Source organism: Shumkonia mesophila (assembly GCF_026163695.1).
In the GTDB taxonomy this organism is placed as follows: Bacteria; Pseudomonadota; Alphaproteobacteria; order Rhodospirillales; family Shumkoniaceae; genus Shumkonia; species Shumkonia mesophila.
Window position 1 is genome coordinate 99,958 of record NZ_JAOTID010000007.1, and the last position, 16,437, is coordinate 116,394.

A 16,437-nucleotide genomic window follows, 5' to 3' on the forward strand; every position below is an offset into this window, starting at 1 on the left:
GTCCTCAGCAACATTTGCCGCCGGCTTGGATCGGCGGGCAGGGGATGTCGCCGTAGGAGCAGAACACGCAGCAGTCGCCAGGCTTCGGCTTGAGCCGGGCGCCGCAGGCCGGGCAATCGTAGAAGAAGACGCAGGCATCGAGCGGCATTTCCTCGGTTGAGGCGTGGCCGCACGACGGGCAGATAAGAGTCGAGAGGCGTTGGGTGTCGGCAATATCCATGGCGGTCAATGCCGGTCCAGCTTGTCGCAGGCGAGGCAGCGGGGCGGCGGCGCCCCGTCCCAGAACGAGCGGCGGAACCTGAGGTAGGAATCGTTCCACCAGATTTCCGACAGCGATTGGCGGGCGAGGTCGCCGAAGACGAAGGGGGTTTCGTCGAAACGGCTGAACATGCAGGGCGTGACTTCCCCGTCGACGGTGACGATCGCCGCCGCCTGGACGTTTTCGACGCAAAGGTCGGGCCGCCGGCCGGGCGGCGGGGGAATCCGGTAGTGCATCTCGATTCCCATGGCGGCGGCCGTTTCCGCGACGAGCCCGAGGCGGCAATCGAGCGCCGCGTACTCGGCCTCGGTTTGCGGGACGATGGCCTCGGGACGCAGCGCCTCGTCGGCGACGAAGCCCAGGGTGCTGATCACGATCTGATCGACGCCGCGGCCGGCGAAGGTTTCGGGGATACGCTCGACGTCGCCGAGGCCCGACGTCAGCAGCATGTAGGCAATATGCAGCGAGGGCGTGGCACTGCCCCTGTCCTTCTTGTGGCGGTCGAGCGCGGCCAGCGCCTCGAACACCCGCTCCAGGCGGGTGCCCCGGCGGATGGCGTCGTTGCGGCCATCGATGCCGGCGACGGAGAGCGAAAGGACGTCGATCCCGGCCGCAACAAGGCGGGCGGCCATTTCCGAATCGAGCGCCATGGCGTTCGACGTGGTGCCGATGCGAAGGCCCGCGCCCTTGGCGGCGGCGACGATGGCCAGGAAGTCGGGATTGAGCAGCGGCTCGCCCCATCCTTGCAGATGCAGGAGCGGCTGAACCCACGGCGACGGCCGGGCCGAGCGCGCCAGCATGGGCAGGATGCGCTTAAAATCGGCGAGCGGCATATGGCGGCGCGGCCACGCCCGGCCCAACGTGGCGGTGGGGCAATAGACGCAGCGGGCGTTGCACGCGGTCGTCACCTCGACCTGCGCCCAGTCCAGCCATGGCCGAAAGACCCAGTCACGAACCCGTTGGCGAAGACCCTGCGGCATCGTGCCCTCCGCCAGCGAGGCTAGCCGGGCCCGGCCTCGCCGGTCAAGCCATGCCCGGGTTTGCCCGGCGCGGCGATTCGGGGCATAGTCGGCGCATGGGCGCCCGGCAATCCCTCGATGACCTTGTGGCCCGGTCCGGCAAGACCGCCGCAGACCACCTGGAGTTGCTGGCCCTGATGGGGGCGGATTTCGCGTCGAGCCGCAACCTGGCAGCGACGCTGGCCAAGGCGGTCGAGCGCATCACCCATTACCTCGACGCCGAGGGCGGCGCCCTTTTCCTGCTGGACGAAACGGGCGGCAAGCTGCGCTGCTACGCCTGCTGCGGGGCCGTGGAAATCATCGGTCTGGTGCTTGACGCCGACCAGGGGATCGTCGGCCGCTCGGTGCAGGCGAACGCCGGGTGCATCGTCCGCGACGCTTCCGAGGACCCCGACTTTCATCGGGCGGTGGATGGCCAGACCGGGTTCACTACCCGCTCCATCCTGTGCGCCCCGATGTCGGTCAGAGACGAGCGGATCGGCGCCATCGAGCTGGTCAACAAGCGGGGCGGCGACGGCCTTTTCGACAACAGCGACCTCGCCATCCTCCAGGGCCTGAGCGCGTCGGCGGCGCTGGCCATCGTCAACGTCAGGCAGGCCCAGGCCCTGGTCGAGCAGGAACGGGTCCGCCACGAGTTGGAACTGGCCACCGAGATCCAGCGCAGCCTGTTGCCGAAGGCCCGGCCCGAGCCCTTTCCCGTGCACGGGATCAACGTGCCGGCCCGCATGGTTTCCGGCGACTTCTTCGACTTCTTCGAGCGCGAGGACGGCGCCATCTGCTTCGCGCTCGGCGACGTTGCGGGCAAGGGCATGAACGCCGCGCTGATGATGGCCAAAACGGCCAGCCTGTTCCGCTGCCTGGGCAAGACGGAAATGTCGCCGGGGCGGCTGCTCGCCGTCATCAACCGCGAGATCTGCGAAACCTCGACGCGGGGCATGTTCGTCACCATGGTCGGCGGTGTGTTCGAGCCCGGCACCGGCAAGGTGCGGCTGGCCAACGCCGGCCACGAACCGCCGCTCTGTCGTGACCGCGACGGCCGCTATCGGGCGCTGCCGGCCGAGGCGCCGCCGCTGGGCATCCTGCCGCTGCCGGGGCCCGACGGCTATCCGGAAACCGAGGTGGATCTCGATGGAGGCACCCTTTACCTGTTCAGCGACGGCGTCACCGAAGGGTACGTCGAGGACGAGCGGACGCTGGGAGTCGAGGGGCTGAAGGCAATTCTGGAAACCTGTTCGGAGATGCCGGTCGCCGACCGCCTGCACGCGGTCATCGCGCGCCTGCACCAGTCGCGCCGGCCGTTGCGCGATGACTTGACGCTGCTGGCCGTCAACGACGCCGGCCCGGCCGGCCAGTCGGTGGGCGAAGGCTTGCTCCGCCTGGCCTTCCCGTCGCGCCCTCCCGAGCTCAAGGGGGTCCGCGAGGCGATCGCGGCGGCGCTGGAAGCGGCGGACTGTCCGGAAGACGTGGCGCGCGACTGTGTGATGGCGGTCGACGAGGCCTGCCAGAACATCATCCGCCATGCCTACGGAGGCGATCCCGACGGCGAGATCACGCTGGAAATCCGCCGCAACGGCGATGACCTGATCGTGCTGTTGCGCGATTTCGCCGAAACGGTCGATCCCGGGCAGATCAGGCCCCGCGACCTCGACCAGGTGCGGCCCGGCGGCCTCGGCACCCATCTGATGCAGGAAACCATGGACGTCGTCGAATTCGCCCCGGCTTCGGGCCATGGCGGCAACCTGCTGAAAATGGTAAAGAGGTTGCGAGTGGGGGAGGCCCGATGAAACACGAGATCCGCGAGAGCGGCGGCCACACCGTGGTGGCCTTCGAGGGCGACATCGACCTCGAAACCTCGCCGGCCGCGCGCAAGGTGCTGCTCGACTGCGTGGCGCTCAGGCGGCCTGTCGTCGTCGACATGTCCAAGGTTTCCTACATCGACAGTTCCGGCGTCGCATCCCTGGTCGAGGCCTTCCAGAAGGCCCGCAAGGCCGGCCTCGGCTTCGCGCTGGCCGCGGTCAGCGAAGCCGCCATGCGGGTGTTCAGGCTGGCCCGCCTGGACCGGGTGTTCACCATCCACGCCGCCGTCGAGGACGGCATCAAGGGTTAGCCGAACCGCCATGCCGCCCAGCGTCCCCCAGGCATCGGTTACGCGGTTCCTCGAACGGATCGGTCACGCCGCCGTGCGCGGGCTCGAAGAAGTGGGCACCTGCGCCGTCCTGGCCGGCGAAAGCATCTTTTGGCTGGTCTATGGACCCTTCGTCGGCCAGCCGGTCAGGGCCGAGGCGGTGCTGCGCCGGATGATGGAGGTCGGCATCCACGCCATTCCCATCATCGCCGTGCTGTCGGCGGCCATCGGGGCGGTGCTGGCCATGCAGGGCATCATCTCCTTGAAGCCGCTGGGCGCCGAATCGCGGGTCATCTTCGGCATCGCCAAGGGCGCCGTGCGCGAATTCGCGCCGTTGATCACCGGCATCCTCATCGCCGGGCGGTCGGGCTCGGCCCTGGCGGCGCGCATCGGCACCATGAAGATCAACCAGGAGCTCGACGCGCTTGAGGTCATGGGCATCCAGCCCGAGCGCTTCCTGGTGGCGCCCGCGCTGCTGGCCATGCTGGTGATGGTGCCGGCGCTCACCATTTTCAGTGGATTGACGGCGATGTATGCAGGCGGCCTCTATGTCGGCATCGATCTCGGCATTTCGATGAAGGCCTATGTGGCGGGCCTGCTGGAGGCGCTGACCGTGGGCGACGTGCTGCACGGCTTTTTCAAGAGCATCGCCTTCGGCATCCTGATCGCCGTCATCGGCGTCATGAACGGCGCCCGCGTCGAGGGCGGTGCAGAAGGCGTCGGCCAGGCGACGACGCGCGCCGTGGTGCAGGCGATTTCGGCCATCATCGTCACCGACATGCTGTTCGTCCTCGTGGCCGCGATGACGAGATAGGGGGACGGGTGGGCGAGACGCAAAAAACCGCAGGGCCGCGCGGCAAGGTGATCGAGGTCAAAAATCTCGTCGCCCACTACGGTCCGCGCCTGATCCTCAAGGGGGTCAGCCTCGACGTCCGCGAAGGCGAGATCCTGGTGATCATGGGCGGCTCGGGGTCGGGCAAGAGTACGCTGCTCCGCCACCTCATGGCGCTTGAGACGCCCACCTCGGGCACCATCCGTGTCCTCGGCCAGGACGTCGCCCGCCTCGGCATGCGCGCCCTGCTGGCCCTGCGCCGCAAGATGGGGGTGGCCTTCCAGGGCGGCGCCCTGTTCAGCTCGATGACGGTGGGCGACAACATCATGCTGCCGCTGCGCGAGCACACCAGCCTCGATGAGAAGACCATGGAGATCATGGCCCGCCTCAAGCTGGAGGTGGTCGGCCTGGCCGGCTTCGAGGACCTGATGCCGGCCGAACTGTCGGGCGGCATGATCAAGCGCGCGGCATTCGCCCGGGCCGTCGTCATGGACCCCCGCATCCTCTTTTGCGACGAGCCGTCGGCGGGGCTCGATCCGGTGGTCTCCTCGGCGCTCGACGACCTCATCCTCAAGCTGCGCGATGCCATGGACATGGCCATCGTGGTGGTCACCCACGAGCTGGAGAGCGCGTTCAAGATCGCCGATCGCATCGCCGTTCTCGATCACGGCGAGATCCTGTTCACGGGGACGGTGGCGGAACTGCGCGCCCATCCGAGCGAGCGCATCCAGAACCTGTTGAACCGGCGCATGGAAGACGAGCCCATCGACCCCGACGAATATCTGCGGCGGCTGATGGGCGAACAGAAAGCCAAGGGGGCGGTGGCATGAAGGGCAGTGGGATCAACTATGCCATGGTTGGCGGTTTCGTCATTGCCATGACGGCCGCCCTGGTGGTTGCGGTGGTCGTCCTCTCGGGCGGGGGCGGGGCGACCGACGAATACCACGCCATTTATCGCAACGTCACCGGCGTCAAGTATGGGACCCAGGTGCTCTACGAGGGCTATGCGATTGGCCAGGTGGAAACGGTGACGCCGGTGCCCGAAGGCGGCGGCATGCGCTTCCGCGTCGACTTCAGCGTCCGGCGGGGATGGCGCATCCCGGCCGGTAGTGTCGCCGCCATCCAGGCGCCGGGTCTGTTGTCGGCCATCGTGATCGCCATTTCCGAAGGGGCCGGCCAAGCGTCGCTTAAGCCCGGCGACCGCATCGAGGGCCGCGAGGCGGAGAACCTGTTCGCGGCGATGGCCTCGGTGGCGGGCCAGCTTGGCGACTTCGCCGAGGGCGACTTGAAGCCCCTCATCGCCACCCTCAACCGGGCGGTCGGCAACGTCGACGAGATCGTCGGCAACCAGGGCCGCAAGCTGGTCGACGACCTGGGCGGCATGGCCGCGGATCTGGCCCGGCGTCTGCCGGCGATTGTCGACGACGTGCAAAGCCTGACCGCGCAGATGCAGATTGCCTCCGGCGAGTTCGGCAAGCTGTTCAGCCCCGGCAATCGCCGGACCCTGGAGGGCGTGCTCGCCAAGACCGACGCGACGGTCGGCAACCTGGCGGAATTTTCCCGCGACATCAACGCCACCCGCGCCCGCATCGACGGCGTGCTGGGGACGCTGGATACGATGCTCATCGACAACAAGCTCGACGTCGAGCGGGCCATCGTCGACCTTCGCCATGTGGTCGAATCGGTGGCCCAGCATATCGACCTGCTCAACCAGAACATGGAAGGCGCGTCGCGCAACATGTACGAATTCAGCCGGCAGATTCGGGAAAATCCGGGGCTGCTTTTAGGGGGAACGCCACCCCGCGACCAGGCGGTCGGCGGCCAGTGACGAGAGGCCGAGGGAGGAAGTCCAGTGACCAGAATCTATTCGCCCATCGTCGTCGTCACGGTCCTGCTGCTGGCCGCCTGCGCGCAGCCGACGGTGACCCAGGACACTTTCTATCGGCTTCGCGTGACGCCGCCGCAGGCCACCCTCGAAAAGCCGAAGCTGTCGGGGACGCTGGAGGTGCCGCGCTTTTCCGCCGACGGCCTGATGGCGGGCCGGCCCATCGTCTTCAGCGAGGCCGCCGATCCCCTGCAGGTCAGCGCCTACCACTATCATTTCTGGCTCGAGCCGCCGGGCGCGATGCTGCGCGACGAAATGGTCGGCTATCTGCGGGCGGCGGGGGTGGCCAAGAGCGTGGTGACGCCCGAACTCAGGGTCGACCCCGACTTCATGCTGATCGTCAAGATCAAGCGGGTCGAGCAGGTGCGGGGACCGTCGCCGAAGGTCGTCGTCGCCCTCGATGTGGCGCTGAACGCCCGCAAGGAGGAGCGCCTGCTGCTGCTCAAGACCTATCAGGTCGAAAAGGCGGCCGCGGACAACACCGTCGGCGCCGCCGTCGAGGCGTTGAACGGCGCGGTGGCGGCGATTTGCGCAGGCATCGCGTCCGACATCCCGGCGCCGTAGCGCCGACGGATGCCGCCCGGGGTCAGAGTTCGAGCACCCGCTTGTAAAGATCGAGCAGCGCTTCCTGCTCGTCGCGATCGGCGGCATCGAGTTTGCGCAGGCGGACGACCTGGCGCAGGGTCTTGACGTCGAAGCCGTTGCCCTTGGCCTCGGCATAGACGTCGCGGATATCGGCGGCCATCGCCGCCTTTTCCTCTTCCAGCTTTTCGATCCGCTCGACGATGGAACGCAGCCGGTCCGCCGCGATGCCGCCAACTTCCGCCATGATGGATTCCCTTTCCGATGGAAGGCGGACCATAATTGCCCCCCCGGGGGGCGTGCAAGGGGCATTTCGCCGCTGCCGGTGCGGCCGCCCTTGTCGTCACGGTAACCGCTTGTTAAGTATTAGGAATTAAGACCATAACTGGGGAGCAATAAAATCGGGGGGAGAACCGCGTGGCGATCTATGACTTCCAGCGGTTGAACGTCCTGTTCGTCGAGGACAACAATTACATCAGCACCGTCTTCGAGACGCTGCTGCGGCAGTTCCAGGTCGGCTACATCGAGACGGCGAAGAACGGCGCCGAGGCGGTGGAAATCCTCAAGCTTTCCGGGCGGACCGGCGAGTTGAGGGGGTTGCGCGATTTCGACCTGGTGGTTTCCGATCTGCTGATGACCCCCGTTGACGGGCTCCTGCTCCTGCGCTGGATTCGCACCGGCAAGGAATCGCCCAACCGTTTCCTGCCGTTCATCATGCTGTCGGGGGCGGCCGACACCCATTACGTGGCCGAGGCCCGCGATTTCGGAGCCAATGAATTTTTGGCCAAGCCGTTCTCCGCGGAGTCCGTCTACAAGCATTTCCTCCAGATCATCGACTATCCGCGCTCCTACGTCGCGACGCAGAACTACTTCGGCCCCAACCGTCGCCGGCGCGACCTGCCGCCGCCGGGCCGGGATCGCCGCGTCACGCAGGAAAGCAACATCGCCATCGTCTATTCGGCCGACCGCGTGGTGAAGCCGGCGACGCCGACCGAGGTATGGGAGTTCCGGCTGCCCAACCGCCTGAAGGAGAAGGTGGCGGGTCTGGGCGGCGGCGACGGCGGCGGCGAGATCCCGTTCAACCTGCTGGAAGAAGCCGAGGCCCAGCTCCAGCGGGCGGCGCTCGATTTCACAGAATGGGCGCGGGGCTATCTGACCAAACTGAGCCGCCTGTGCGAACAGGCGCTGGAGCAGCCGTCGGGCCGGCGCCGTCAGTTCGATGAAATCAACATGCTGGCCCACGAGCTCCGGGGCCAGGGCGGAACGTTCGGCTATCCGCTGATTTCGATCTTCGGCAAGATGCTCTACGACGCCACCGGGGCCAGCTGTCGCGAGGACAACAACATGGTCGAGATCGTCAGGGCCCATATCGACGCCATGCGGGCCGTGCTGCGCGACAAGGTATCGGGCGACGGCGGCATGGTCGGCCGCGAGCTGCTGGCCTCGCTCAAGGCGGCGATCAAGAAACGCATGACCGCGATCTGACCCGGCCGGCCTAAAGGTCGGCCACGGTTTCCTCGATCAGTCCGTCGACCACCGCCCGCAGGGCTTCCCGGGGCTTGGCTCCGGCGCCGACGGCCCGGGCGTAGGTTTCGCTCTGCCGATGGGCGCTGGTGCCCTCCCGGACGATCCGGCGGGTGCGCTCGACCTGCTGGCGGCAGCCCAGCGCCTCGGCATCCTCGGCGATCAGGCCGATCAGCTCTTCCAGCAGGTCGGAGAATGGGACGATCTGCCCCTTGCCGAAATCCACCAGGCCCTCGTCGATGCCATAGCGCTGGGCCCGCCAGCGGTTCTCGTTGATCAGCATGCGGGAATACCGCCGCCAGCGCTGGTTGGCGCGGCGCAGGCGATAAAGCATGCGCACGATGCACACGAACAGCGCGGCGACGGCGATGGCGTCGTCCAGGCGGGTGCAGACGTCGGTGATGCGCATCTCGATGGTGGGGAAGTTGGCGCTGGCCCGGATGTCCCACCACAGGAGCGTGCCGTCCTTGATCAGGCCGGCACCGGTCAGGATCTTCACGTGGCGCCGGTATTCGCCGAAAGACTCGAAATATTCGGGCAGGCCGGTGCGGGGCAACCCATGGAACACGCTCAGCCGATAGGATTTGAGGCCGGTATCTTCGCCGCGCCAGAATGGCGAGGAGGTGCTGAGCGCCAACAGGTGCGGCAGGAAATAGCAGGCCTGGTTGATCAGGTCGATCCTGAGGTCGTCGTCGTCGATGCCGACGTGGACATGCATGCCGCAGATGAGCAGCCGACGCGCCATCGCCTGCAGGTCGCGAGCCAGGATGTTGTAGCGTTCCTTGTCGGTGTGCCGCTGGTCCTGCCATTCCGAGAACGGATGGGTGGAGGCGGCGATCGGCGCCAGTCCGTGGCTGGCGGCCACCCCGGCGACGGTGCGGCGCAGCCCGGCCAGTTCCTCGCGGGCCTCGCCGATGGTGTGGCAGACCCGCGTGCCGACCTCGATCTGCGAGCGCAGGAGTTCCGGGCGCACCCGATCGGGGATCAGCGAGCGGCATTCCTCGATCATCGCCGCCGGCGGTTCGGCCGCGATGTCGCGGGTCTGGCGGTCGACCAGAAGGTATTCCTCCTCGACGCCGACAGTGAACGGGGGATCGCCGGCCGTCATCTCAGCGGGCCGCCCGCACGGGACCGACGGCCAGCAAGGCCTCTTCGATGAGGGCTGCCCAGCGCTCGGCGCCGGCGGGCGTGTCGACCAGGTCCTGGCGGATTTCGATGCCGACATGGGGAACGCCGGCGTCACCGGCGTGGTAGTCCATCGAGAAGCCGAAGGAGCGCCCCGAGTAGGGCTGGTTGTCGCCGACGCACAGGTTGCGTTCTTGCAGGTGACGGATCAGCGGCCGCGCCAGCCGGTCGTCGCGGTTCCACAGAAGTCCCGCTTCCCACGGCCGGGGCAGGCCGCCGTTCAGGCAGGGCGTGAAGGTGTGGATGGCGATCAGCGCCGCCGGGCGCCCGCCGTTCCAACGCGACGCGAAGGCCTCGGCGACCCGGTTGTGGTACGGCCAGAACAGGCCGTCGATACGCTGCTCACGCGCCTCGTTGCCGAGATCGCGGTTGCCGGGGATGGCGGTGCCGTCGCTTTCGGCGGGAATGGAATCGATGGCGCCGGGCAGGCGGTTGAGATCGATCGCCAGGCGCGAATAGGTGGCCAGCACGGCCGGCGCGTCCAGACGCGGCGAAAGCCGACGCACAATATCGGCGGCGCCGATGTCCCAGCCGATGTGGGCCGCAAGCGCCGCCTCGTCCAGCCCGAGGGTGCCCAAGGATCTGGGGATCGCGCGGCCGGCATGACAGGCCAGCAGAAAAAAGCCGCTCCGGCCATCGGGATTGAGGATTTCGGCGACGGCCGGATCGTCGGCCCCGAGAAGCGGGCAGAGACCGGCGGGTTTGGGGGCGCTGGCGTCCATGACAACCATATAGGGAAGATCGCCCGCTTTGTCAGCCGGGTTGTCGCCGCCAAAAGGCCCGCCTTGCGGCCGATGGGACGGCTCCTTAAGTTGCACTCTCGCGTGACCCGCCAACGACGGACCGGTGCCGGATGACCACCACGGAGCGATCGCAGCGCACGGTACCGTCGGCCACCCTGGCGGCCTGGATCGCCTGGCTGTGCGGGGCCTCCTTCTATTGCTACGGCTTTTTCCAGCGGGTGGCGCCCAGCGTCATGGTCGGCGACCTGATGCGCGACTTCGGCGTCTCGGGCGCCGTGCTGGGCAACCTGACCGCCTTTTATTTCTACGCCTACGCGGGATTGCAGATCCCCGTCGGCGTGATGGTCGACCGCTTCGGCCCGCGCCGCATGCTGACCGCCGCCGCCATCCTGTGCACGGCGGGAAGCTGGCTGTTCGCGACGGCGGATTCGCTTGCTCTCGCTTATGCCGGCCGGGCGCTGATCGGGGCCGGCGCCGGGGTTGCCTGGATCGGCACGCTCCAGATCGCCGCCTTCGGCTTCCCGGCCCGCCGCTTCGCCCTGTTGACGGGGCTGACCCTGCTGCTGGGCATGGCCGGCGGCGTCGGAGGCCAGACGCCCCTGGCCTTCGTCATCGGGACGGCGGGTTGGCGGCCCACCCTTCTGGGGGCCACCGTCGTGGCCGCCGTTCTCGCCTTGCTGATCTGGGGGTTCGTGCGCATCGATGCGGCGCCGGGCGGCAGGGCGGCGCCCGCCGAGGGCAGCGTACTGCGCGGGCTGGTGTCGGTGCTGGCCACCCCGCAAAGCTGGACATGTGCCATTTTTGGGGCGGGGCTTGCGGTTCCGGTGCTGGCCTTCGCCGGGCTGTGGGGCGTGCCCTACATGATGGAAATGTACGGCCTGACCCGCCCGGCGGCGGCTTTCACTACGACGTTGATGCTGGTCGGCTGGGCCATCGGCGCGCCGGCCGCGGGATGGATCTCCGATCACCTGGGGCGTCGTCGGGGTCCCATGGTGGTTTCCAGCATGGCGGCGCTGGCAACCCTGGCCGCCGCTCTTTACCTGCCGGGGCTGCCGCTGCTTGCCGTGCAGGGCCTGCTTCTGGTGCACGGCATCTTCTCGGGAGCCATGGTGCTGTCGTTTGCCACCGCGCGGGAGAACAACCGCCAGCGGGTCAGCGCCACCGCCGTCGGCTTCGTCAACATGGCGGTGATGGCGATGAGCGCCGGCTTCCAGCCGCTGATCGGCTGGCTGCTCGACCGTGGCTGGGACGGCCGCCTGGTCGATGGCGGCCGGGTCTACGCGCCGGCCACCTTCAAGGCGGCCCTGGTGACGCTGCTGGTGGCCGGTGTCGCCGCCTGCCTGGCCGCCCTCATGACCCGCGAAACCCGCTGTAAGCCGGTCGCCGGCGCCGACTGAGAAGGCTCAGTCCAGGTCCTTCTTGCGGCGGAAGAACTCGTCGCGGTCGATGCGGCCGCTGGCGTATTCCTGGCCGAGGGTGGCCAGCGCCGCCTCGCGGACCGGATTGCTGCGCCAGCCGCGAATCAGGTGGACCAGGGCGAACGCGATGAGGGCGAAGAACAGCAGCCACAGGATGCCGTGAAAACCCATGAACCACGGCCAGCCGCCGCCGTCCCAGCCCATCATGTTCCAGTGATTGAAGCCGTTGTTCCACATGGTTGATCTCCTGAGGCAGGGAAGGGGCGTGGGCGGCCGACCGAGGGGGGCGGCCGGCCGCCCGGGGAGCGTGCGGAATGCGCTTACCGCACGGGACGCATGAAGCCGGTCTTGGCGTCGATCTCCAGCTTTTCCACCAGCGAGTTGTCGAGCGTGACGATCTCGGCGGTAAACGCCGCGTCGCCCTTGGCCTCGACCTTGCCGACCTTAAGGCGGTCGTTGCCCATCCAGGCCAGACGTTGCTGGACGACTTTCTGGGCGTCGTCGAGGGTCAGCGGTTCGGCGTTGGCGGTGGCGGCAGCCAGGCCGGGACAAGGAACATCGGTTCCGGCGGCGCCCATCATGGCGCCGGGGCCGTAGCCGCGGCCCATCATGCCCGGGCCGTAGCCGCCGCCCATCATGCCGGGGCCATAGCCGCCGCCCATCATGGCGGGACCCCAGCCGGGCCGGGTCGGGCCGTCGGCGGGATCGGCGAGGGTGACGGTGGCGCCCAAAGCGGTGAGGCCCAGGGTGGCGACGGTAGCCAGTGCGATCAGGGAGCGTTTCATGGTTGAAGCCTTTCTTTCTTCCGAGGGATGTCGTGGACCCTGGTATAGCCATCGGCTGTAACCCGAGTGTGTCGGCAAAGCCCTCATTGGTAACAAGGTTTGCCGGACCCAGGCGTTGCCACACTTTGTCACACTTTTTTCGCGGAAGGCGGCGGGGCGGCCCCTATAATCCAGCCATGAACGAGACGCCGCACCTCCTGGTCGTCGACGACAACCGCGAAATCCGCGACCTGCTGGCCAGGTTCATGGCCAAGCACGAATTCCGCGTCAGCACGGCCGAGGACGGCAAGGCCATGTGGCGGGTCCTGGAAACCAGCCGCATCGACCTCGTCATCCTCGACCTCATGCTGCCCGGCGAGGACGGGCTGGTTCTGTGCCGCGAACTGAGGGCACGTTCGAACATCCCCATCGTCATGCTGACCGCCATGGGCGAGGAAACGGATCGCATCGTCGGCCTCGAGATGGGGGCCGACGACTACGTGCCGAAGCCGTTCAACCCGCGCGAGCTTCTGGCTCGCGTCAAGGCGGTGCTGCGCCGCGCCCAGTCGCTCCCGGAGCAGGGCAAGGCGCCCGAGCAGACAGCGGTCCGCTTCGCCGGCTGGACCTTCGATCTGGCCCGGCGCGAGATCGTGTCGGCGGATGGCGTGGCGGTGCCGCTCAGCACCGGTGAGTTCGACCTGCTGGCGACCTTCGTCGCCCATCCTCGCCACGTACTCAGCCGCGACCAGCTTCTGGACCTGACCCGCGGGCGCGAGGCGGCGGCGTTCGATCGCAGCATCGACACCCAGGTCAGCCGCCTGCGCCGCAAGATCGAAAAGGACGCCAAGGACCCGCAGATCATCAAGACGGTGTGGGGCGGTGGCTACGTGTTCACGCCGGAGGTGAGCGGGGAATGAGGCGTCTGCTGCCCAAAAGCTTCTTCGGCCAGACCGTGCTCGTCCTCCTGGTCGGGCTCTCCGTGTCGCATCTGGTCAGCATGGCCATTTATTCGAGCGACCGGGTGGAGATCCTGGCGCTTTCCGGCGGCGAGGAGACGGCCCGGCGCATCGCCTCCATCGCCCGCCTGGTCGACCAGGTGCCGCCCGAATGGCGGGGCCGCATTCTGGAAACGGTGCAGGGCCCTACCTTGCGGGTCACGCTGACCGGCGACAGCGGGCTCGTGCCCGACGCCTCCGAGGACTGGCGCGGCGGCCTCATCCGCCGCTTCCTGGCCAGCGAGATCCCGGTGGCCGAGGGCGACGTCATCGTGCGCCTGGAGGGGCCGCCGGAACCGCCGTCCGTCCGGCCGGGCATGATGACGGGGTCCCTGCAGCGGCACATGCACATGGGCTGGTTCGCCCCCCGCATGGTCGAGGACTGGCCGGTCGGGGCCTCGCTGCGCGCTTCGGTGCGCCTGGGCGACGGCCAATGGCTCACCTTCGCGGCGGCGATTCCCGACCCGCCGCGCCTGTGGTCGGCCCCGGCGGCGCTGTCCCTGGTCCTGATGGTGGTGACGGTGGTGGTCTTCTCGCTGTGGGCGGTCCGCCGGCTGACCGGCCCCATTCGCACCTTCGCCGAGGCGGCCGACCGTTTGGGCCGTGACGTCAAGGCGCCGCCGCTTCCCGAAACCGGTCCGCTCGAAATCCGCCGGGCGACGCGTGCTTTCAACGGCATGCAGGCCCGCCTGCGCCGCCTGGTCGAGAATCGCACCCGCATGCTGGCGGCCATCTCGCACGACCTGCGCACGCCGATCACCCAGCTTCGGCTGCGCGCCGAATTTATCGAAGACGCCGAGGAGCAGGCCAAGACCCTGGCGACGCTGGAGGAGATGGAGGCGATGATCGCCTCGACGCTGACGTTTGCCCGGGACGACGCCCTTGCCGAGGCGCCGCGACCGGTCGATCTCGCCGCCCTGGTCGAAAGCCTGTGCGACGATCTGGCCGATGCCGGCAAGGCGGTTTCCTTCGCGGCGGCCGAGAAGGTTGCCGTGACCTGCCGGCCGGCGGCGCTGAAGCGGGCGGTGGCCAACCTGATCGAGAACGCCGTGAAATACGGCGGTGGCGCCCGCGTGTCCGTCGCCGTCGACGCCGGGGAGGTGCGCATCGTCGTCGAGGACGATGGCCCCGGCATCCCGCCCGACGAACTGGAAAACGTCTTCGCGCCCTTCTACCGGGTCGAGAAGTCGCGCGGCACCGGGCCCGGCGGCGTCGGTCTGGGCTTGAGCGTGGTGCGGGCCGTCGCCGACGCCCATGGCGGCCACGTGCGGCTCGAAAACCGCGACGCCGGCGGCCTCAGCGCCATCCTCGAATTCCCACGATGAGAAAGTCATGGGCAGGGCGGCCCCAGGCGCGTTGCGATCCGACCGCCAACCTGCGAGACTCCCCGCCGCCCATCCAATCAAACGAAAAGGGGGAGGAGCCATGCACGTTACGCTGGTTCATGTCCAGGTGAAGCCCGACCGGGTCGACGATTTCATCGAGGCCAGCCGGGTCAACCACGTGGGATCGATCGAGGAGGCCGGCAACCGCCGCTTCGACGTGCTCCAGGACACCCGCGATCCGGCCAGGTTCATCCTCTACGAGGCCTATGTCACCGCCCAACAGGCCGCCGCCCACAAGGAAACGCCGCATTACGTTCGGTGGCGCGACGCGGTGGCCGGCATGATGGCGCAGCCGCGCGACGGCGTGCCGTATAACGGCCTCTTTCCCGTCGACTAGCCGATGACGGGAATTGCGTCCTTTTCGACCGGGCGTGTGCCCAGGATCGTTTTCGGGGCGGGTGCCAGCGCCGGCATCGCCAAGGAGGCGCGGGCCTTCGGCGCCCGCGCCCTGGTGGTGACCGGCCGCCGCTCGTTCCGCGAATCGCCGCGCTGGGCCGACTTCGTGGAAAGCTGCCGGCAGGCCGGCCTTGAGTTCGACACCGTGACGGTCGAGGACGAGCCGTCGCCGGAGCTGGTCGACGAAACGGTGGCCCGTTTCCGTCCGGCCGGCATCGGGGTGGTCGTCGGCGTCGGCGGCGGCAGCGCGCTCGACGCCGCCAAGGCCATAGCCGGCCTGCTGATCCCGGGTAATTCGGTGATGGATCACCTGGAAGGGGTCGGGCGCGGCGTGCCGTATGCGGGCCCCGCCGTGCCATTCATCGCCGTGCCGACGACAGCCGGCACCGGCAGCGAGGCGACCAGGAACGCGGTCTTGAGCCGGCGCGGATCGGAGGGTTTCAAGAAGTCGTTTCGCGACGAGCAGCTGGTGGCCCGCGTTGCCCTCGTCGATCCGGCGCTGCTGATCGGTTGCCCGGCCGCGCAGATGGCGGCCAACGGCATGGATGCGCTGACCCAGCTCCTCGAATCCTATGTGTCGCCGCGCGCCAATCCGATGACCGACGCGCTGGCCTTGTCGGGGATGAAGGCCTTCCGCAAGGGCTTCTTCGCCGCCTGGGAAAGGGCGGGCCGCAACGATCCCGCTGCCCGCATGGGCCGCTCCTGCGCCGCCTACGCCTCGCTGATGTCGGGCATCACGTTGGCCCAGACCGGGCTGGGGGTGGTTCACGGCCTGGCCTCGCCCTTGGGCGCCTTCCTGCCGATCGCCCATGGCGTCGCCTGCGGCACGCTGCTGGCGGTGGCCACCGAAACCAACATCCGGGCGCTCAGGCTTCGCGATCCCGGCGGGCCGGCACTCGCCAAGTACGCCGAGGCAGGGCGCCTGCTCTCGGGGCGCGACGACCTGGAAGCGCAACGCACGCTGGATCTTCTGGTCGAGACCCTGTTCGAGTGGGTCGAGCGTCTGCAGATCCCGCGCTTGGGCGCGCTGGGCATGTCGGCCGCCGATGTGTCGCGCGTGGCCGGCGCCAGCGGCGGCACCAGCATGAAGACCAACCCGGTGATGCTGGGCAAGGACGAAATCGCCGAAATCCTCGAGCGGCGGCTCTGATTTTGGGGACACCATACTAAATTCGGATCGATCGCTTGATCAGCCGCTGTCGATGGAATTTAGTATGGTGTCCCCAAAATTGTGGGGAGAAAAGTCGTTGCCCTCGGCCGGGCAACCGGGGTACGAGAGGCCCGGTGCCGTCGGGCGCCCGACGGCGTGATTTTCAGGAGGCCGC

The 16,437-nt window shown here is 68.2% G+C and carries 19 protein-coding genes; 12 read left to right on the plus strand and 7 right to left on the minus strand.

What is annotated here, in order from left to right:
• Nucleotides 1-4: 4 nt before the first annotated feature.
• Together ODR01_RS13355 and ODR01_RS13360 are read right to left on the minus strand one after the other, a co-directional pair.
• Nucleotides 5-220, minus strand: coding sequence for a GDCCVxC domain-containing (seleno)protein (locus ODR01_RS13355; RefSeq protein WP_316978168.1), 216 nt, complete (start codon nucleotides 218-220; stop codon nucleotides 5-7).
• A 5-nt stretch (nucleotides 221-225) separates the two neighbouring features.
• Nucleotides 226-1,239 (minus strand): radical SAM protein, encoded by a 1,014-nt coding sequence (locus tag ODR01_RS13360; protein ID WP_316978169.1) that lies wholly within the window; start codon nucleotides 1,237-1,239, stop codon nucleotides 226-228.
• Nucleotides 1,240-1,289: 50 nt separating this feature from the next.
• Here ODR01_RS13360 and ODR01_RS13365 point away from each other — a divergent pair, with 50 nt between their 5' ends.
• From ODR01_RS13365 to ODR01_RS13390, 6 genes are read left to right on the plus strand one after another with little or no spacing between them, the layout of a single operon-like run.
• Nucleotides 1,290-3,062 (plus strand): ATP-binding SpoIIE family protein phosphatase, encoded by a 1,773-nt coding sequence (locus ODR01_RS13365; RefSeq protein WP_316978170.1) that lies wholly within the window; start codon nucleotides 1,290-1,292, stop codon nucleotides 3,060-3,062.
• Nucleotides 3,059-3,385, plus strand: coding sequence for an STAS domain-containing protein (locus ODR01_RS13370; protein ID WP_316978171.1), 327 nt, complete (start codon nucleotides 3,059-3,061; stop codon nucleotides 3,383-3,385). Before ODR01_RS13365 ends, ODR01_RS13370 begins: the two co-directional genes overlap by 4 nt.
• Before the next feature lie 10 nt (nucleotides 3,386-3,395).
• Complete coding sequence (locus tag ODR01_RS13375; protein ID WP_316978172.1) at nucleotides 3,396-4,217, plus strand: MlaE family ABC transporter permease; 822 nt, start codon at nucleotides 3,396-3,398, stop codon at nucleotides 4,215-4,217.
• 8 nt (nucleotides 4,218-4,225) lie between these two features.
• Nucleotides 4,226-5,065: an ABC transporter ATP-binding protein gene (locus ODR01_RS13380; protein ID WP_316978173.1), complete on the plus strand. Its 840-nt coding sequence runs from the start codon at nucleotides 4,226-4,228 to the stop codon at nucleotides 5,063-5,065.
• Nucleotides 5,062-6,063 carry an MlaD family protein gene (locus ODR01_RS13385; protein WP_316978174.1) on the plus strand — a complete coding sequence of 334 codons (1,002 nt, stop codon included), beginning with the start codon at nucleotides 5,062-5,064 and terminating at the stop codon, nucleotides 6,061-6,063. Before ODR01_RS13380 ends, ODR01_RS13385 begins: the two co-directional genes overlap by 4 nt.
• 24 nt (nucleotides 6,064-6,087) lie before the next feature.
• Nucleotides 6,088-6,684 (plus strand): ABC-type transport auxiliary lipoprotein family protein, encoded by a 597-nt coding sequence (locus ODR01_RS13390; RefSeq protein WP_316978175.1) that lies wholly within the window; start codon nucleotides 6,088-6,090, stop codon nucleotides 6,682-6,684.
• A gap of 22 nt (nucleotides 6,685-6,706) precedes the next feature.
• Here the strand turns inward: ODR01_RS13390 and ODR01_RS13395 are convergent, their stop codons facing one another.
• Nucleotides 6,707-6,949: a DUF2312 domain-containing protein gene (locus ODR01_RS13395; protein WP_316978176.1), complete on the minus strand. Its 243-nt coding sequence runs from the start codon at nucleotides 6,947-6,949 to the stop codon at nucleotides 6,707-6,709.
• A 170-nt stretch (nucleotides 6,950-7,119) separates the two neighbouring features.
• Here ODR01_RS13395 and ODR01_RS13400 point away from each other — a divergent pair, with 170 nt between their 5' ends.
• Nucleotides 7,120-8,187, plus strand: coding sequence for a response regulator (locus tag ODR01_RS13400; protein WP_316978177.1), 1,068 nt, complete (start codon nucleotides 7,120-7,122; stop codon nucleotides 8,185-8,187).
• 10 nt (nucleotides 8,188-8,197) lie between these two features.
• Here ODR01_RS13400 and ODR01_RS13405 read toward each other — a convergent pair whose 3' ends face one another.
• Together ODR01_RS13405 and ODR01_RS13410 are read right to left on the minus strand one after the other, a co-directional pair.
• Nucleotides 8,198-9,334, minus strand: a complete 1,137-nt coding sequence (locus ODR01_RS13405; protein WP_316978178.1) for a carboxylate-amine ligase — start codon at nucleotides 9,332-9,334, stop codon at nucleotides 8,198-8,200.
• A 1-nt stretch (nucleotide 9,335) separates the two neighbouring features.
• The gene (locus ODR01_RS13410; RefSeq protein WP_316978179.1) at nucleotides 9,336-10,142 is read right to left on the minus strand and encodes an N-formylglutamate amidohydrolase; all 807 of its coding nucleotides are present in this window, start codon (nucleotides 10,140-10,142) and stop codon (nucleotides 9,336-9,338) included.
• Between the two features lie 122 nt (nucleotides 10,143-10,264).
• Here ODR01_RS13410 and ODR01_RS13415 point away from each other — a divergent pair, with 122 nt between their 5' ends.
• Entirely contained in the window at nucleotides 10,265-11,551 is a 1,287-nt protein-coding gene (locus tag ODR01_RS13415) for an MFS transporter (protein WP_316978180.1), read from the plus strand.
• A gap of 6 nt (nucleotides 11,552-11,557) precedes the next feature.
• Here the strand turns inward: ODR01_RS13415 and ODR01_RS13420 are convergent, their stop codons facing one another.
• Both ODR01_RS13420 and ODR01_RS13425 read right to left on the minus strand, forming a co-directional pair.
• The gene (locus tag ODR01_RS13420; RefSeq protein WP_316978181.1) at nucleotides 11,558-11,809 is read right to left on the minus strand and encodes an SHOCT domain-containing protein; all 252 of its coding nucleotides are present in this window, start codon (nucleotides 11,807-11,809) and stop codon (nucleotides 11,558-11,560) included.
• An 83-nt stretch (nucleotides 11,810-11,892) separates the two neighbouring features.
• Nucleotides 11,893-12,357 (minus strand): hypothetical protein, encoded by a 465-nt coding sequence (locus ODR01_RS13425; protein WP_316978182.1) that lies wholly within the window; start codon nucleotides 12,355-12,357, stop codon nucleotides 11,893-11,895.
• A gap of 176 nt (nucleotides 12,358-12,533) precedes the next feature.
• Here ODR01_RS13425 and ODR01_RS13430 point away from each other — a divergent pair, with 176 nt between their 5' ends.
• The 4 genes from ODR01_RS13430 to ODR01_RS13445 all read left to right on the plus strand — a co-directional run bounded on the left by ODR01_RS13430 (nucleotide 12,534) and on the right by ODR01_RS13445 (nucleotide 16,262).
• Entirely contained in the window at nucleotides 12,534-13,253 is a 720-nt protein-coding gene (locus ODR01_RS13430) for a response regulator (protein WP_316978183.1), read from the plus strand.
• Nucleotides 13,250-14,656, plus strand: coding sequence for an ATP-binding protein (locus ODR01_RS13435; RefSeq protein ID WP_316978184.1), 1,407 nt, complete (start codon nucleotides 13,250-13,252; stop codon nucleotides 14,654-14,656). Before ODR01_RS13430 ends, ODR01_RS13435 begins: the two co-directional genes overlap by 4 nt.
• Before the next feature lie 100 nt (nucleotides 14,657-14,756).
• Entirely contained in the window at nucleotides 14,757-15,053 is a 297-nt protein-coding gene (locus tag ODR01_RS13440; RefSeq protein ID WP_316978185.1) for an antibiotic biosynthesis monooxygenase, read from the plus strand.
• Nucleotides 15,054-15,089: 36 nt separating this feature from the next.
• Entirely contained in the window at nucleotides 15,090-16,262 is a 1,173-nt protein-coding gene (locus tag ODR01_RS13445; protein WP_316978186.1) for an iron-containing alcohol dehydrogenase, read from the plus strand.
• The last annotated feature ends 175 nt before the right edge of the window (nucleotides 16,263-16,437 follow it).

What these genes read in the sequence shown, in the direction of transcription:
- ODR01_RS13355 (WP_316978168.1), bottom strand. Translation starts at nt 220, where the DNA reads ATGGATATTGCCGACACCCAACGCCTCTCGACTCTTATCTGCCCGTCG.
- ODR01_RS13360 (WP_316978169.1), bottom strand. Translation starts at nt 1,239, where the DNA reads ATGCCGCAGGGTCTTCGCCAACGGGTTCGTGACTGGGTCTTTCGGCCA.
- ODR01_RS13365 (WP_316978170.1), top strand. Translation starts at nt 1,290, where the DNA reads ATGCCCGGGTTTGCCCGGCGCGGCGATTCGGGGCATAGTCGGCGCATG.
- ODR01_RS13370 (WP_316978171.1), top strand. Translation starts at nt 3,059, where the DNA reads ATGAAACACGAGATCCGCGAGAGCGGCGGCCACACCGTGGTGGCCTTC.
- ODR01_RS13375 (WP_316978172.1), top strand. Translation starts at nt 3,396, where the DNA reads ATGCCGCCCAGCGTCCCCCAGGCATCGGTTACGCGGTTCCTCGAACGG.
- ODR01_RS13385 (WP_316978174.1), top strand. Translation starts at nt 5,062, where the DNA reads ATGAAGGGCAGTGGGATCAACTATGCCATGGTTGGCGGTTTCGTCATT.
- ODR01_RS13395 (WP_316978176.1), bottom strand. Translation starts at nt 6,949, where the DNA reads ATGGCGGAAGTTGGCGGCATCGCGGCGGACCGGCTGCGTTCCATCGTC.
- ODR01_RS13405 (WP_316978178.1), bottom strand. Translation starts at nt 9,334, where the DNA reads ATGACGGCCGGCGATCCCCCGTTCACTGTCGGCGTCGAGGAGGAATAC.
- ODR01_RS13410 (WP_316978179.1), bottom strand. Translation starts at nt 10,142, where the DNA reads ATGGTTGTCATGGACGCCAGCGCCCCCAAACCCGCCGGTCTCTGCCCG.
- ODR01_RS13415 (WP_316978180.1), top strand. Translation starts at nt 10,265, where the DNA reads ATGACCACCACGGAGCGATCGCAGCGCACGGTACCGTCGGCCACCCTG.
- ODR01_RS13420 (WP_316978181.1), bottom strand. Translation starts at nt 11,809, where the DNA reads ATGTGGAACAACGGCTTCAATCACTGGAACATGATGGGCTGGGACGGC.
- ODR01_RS13425 (WP_316978182.1), bottom strand. Translation starts at nt 12,357, where the DNA reads ATGAAACGCTCCCTGATCGCACTGGCTACCGTCGCCACCCTGGGCCTC.
- ODR01_RS13430 (WP_316978183.1), top strand. Translation starts at nt 12,534, where the DNA reads ATGAACGAGACGCCGCACCTCCTGGTCGTCGACGACAACCGCGAAATC.
- ODR01_RS13435 (WP_316978184.1), top strand. Translation starts at nt 13,250, where the DNA reads ATGAGGCGTCTGCTGCCCAAAAGCTTCTTCGGCCAGACCGTGCTCGTC.
- ODR01_RS13440 (WP_316978185.1), top strand. Translation starts at nt 14,757, where the DNA reads ATGCACGTTACGCTGGTTCATGTCCAGGTGAAGCCCGACCGGGTCGAC.